Raw genomic sequence first — 1,708 nt, 5'->3', positions numbered from 1 at the left:
GGGATACTCTTAAACCGTAATTAATCGGGATAATCCCGGATAAGACGGTCAAGGTGCATTTTATTGTGGTCTAAGTGAGGGGTGGTCATCGGCAATTGGAGTTAAGCCTGCCACCCATCTATTTAGACGTTCCTGGCATCCCGACCAGGAGTTCCTTGAAAGCCCGAGCAAAGCTCATGTTTACAATCAAGCAATCCAAGCTCAATTGCATCAAGCAAACTCAGTCCCATCCCTTCCAAGAAACGCGCGGTACGACGCAACAACACTGCCTGCACCTCGGTCTTACTCATGTACCGAGTAATGTCCTGATCCGTACCTCTGCTAAGGACATTTTTGGCAGCATTGTGGTCAGCCTGTAACACGACCCCATTAAACCTGGTGAAACTGTCCCCGCTCCTTTTCCCTAATAGGGTTCCAGTCACGGAGTCAATTTGCGACGTGTAACTAGGTTGAACTTCTGTAACAACCGACCCAGTCCAATTAGCCCACTTCTGTAAGGAGTCCCGCATTTGACCCTTCATCCAACTATTAAGCTTACGGGACATGGCCTTGGACTGACGTTTATTTTTTATTGGTTGTGTTAAATCTTCCGCAAAAACTTTCAACGATTCACCATTAAAAAGAGATTTAGAAGCGGCTCCTATAATGGCTTTAAGTTCCGATTGATTTTGTCTGTAGCGTTTATTTTCTGTCTTTCGACTAAGATTGTTTTTCAGTATTCGAGCAGATCTAGATGGATTTAGTTCCTCTAGCTTTCTATGAAGTGCCCATAGTTTCCCTCTATTGCGATTCTTGGCACATATTCTATCTGATTTCTTGGTAGTTTCTTTCCCTAGTCCCTTCCCATGCGCGTGACCATCCGAATCATAGAAAGCTTCGGTGTATCCCTTGTCTACTCCTACACTCTTGAGTTCAGATGGTATTTCTACGGTTCCATGGTCTACTAGAAAATGAATCTCAAATCTTGGCAAAACGTGATTATGTATCAACCGAATCTGTCCTTTCAGTTTTCGGTTAGATCTAACGATTACCTTGTTCCTTTTTCCTCTTCTCAACCCAGCTAACTCTAACTGATAAGTGTTGCGAGAAAGTTGCTTACAGGTATAACCTCCCTGTTGATAGACTATTTGGTTCTTAACCCAAGAATGCCCACGTTGGTATTCCTTCCTGACAAACCTGTGTAGTAAAGGATTTTCTAGGAAAGCTAAAGTTTTGAGCTGTCTACAAAGCTCTTTTCTTCTCTTTTGGTTGTATGTACCAGAGAACCTTTTGTAAATCCTTTTGACAACGGCCTCAGTGCAAGCTGCTTGTTGGGCTGTGATTGCTTTCGCTACATCACTGACCGTCCATTCCATTAGTTTTGAAGGTAGTCCCAGGGATTCGGGAGTCCTAAAACTCCTTACTTCTGGGTACGCCTTTTTCCAATCTAGTCCCCAATGGTTAATACTTCCCAGCTTGTTGTAGGACTCAGCCCTGACGATACCCAGCTTTTTCATTACCTGCAGCAATTCAAGTTCAACCGACTTTGTCATCCCTGCCACAGGGACGACTTGAGTCGATATCCTTTTTGTTACTCCTTCTTTTCTTGGCATCGTTAGAGCTGGATTCTACACTTCAATTATACTCTAGCGCTAAGTAAATGTCAATGTCCATTTTGTGGTATTAAATACCGATTTATCCCTATTTTTAAGGGTTTAATTGCGAGGCT

The 1,708-nt window shown here is 43.2% G+C and carries 1 protein-coding gene; it reads right to left on the bottom strand.

The features are described 5' to 3' along the window. Nucleotides 1-122: 122 nt before the first annotated feature. Nucleotides 123-1,592, bottom strand: coding sequence for a zinc ribbon domain-containing protein (locus F6K37_RS41155; protein ID WP_287257051.1), 1,470 nt, complete (start codon nt 1,590-1,592; stop codon nt 123-125). Nucleotides 1,593-1,708 lie beyond the last annotated feature (116 nt).

Origin of the sequence: Moorena sp. SIO4E2, from assembly GCF_010671945.1 — a bacterium.
In the GTDB taxonomy this organism is placed as follows: Bacteria; Cyanobacteriota; Cyanobacteriia; order Cyanobacteriales; family Coleofasciculaceae; genus Moorena; species Moorena producens.
This window is presented reverse-complemented; position numbering and strand designations above follow the sequence as displayed.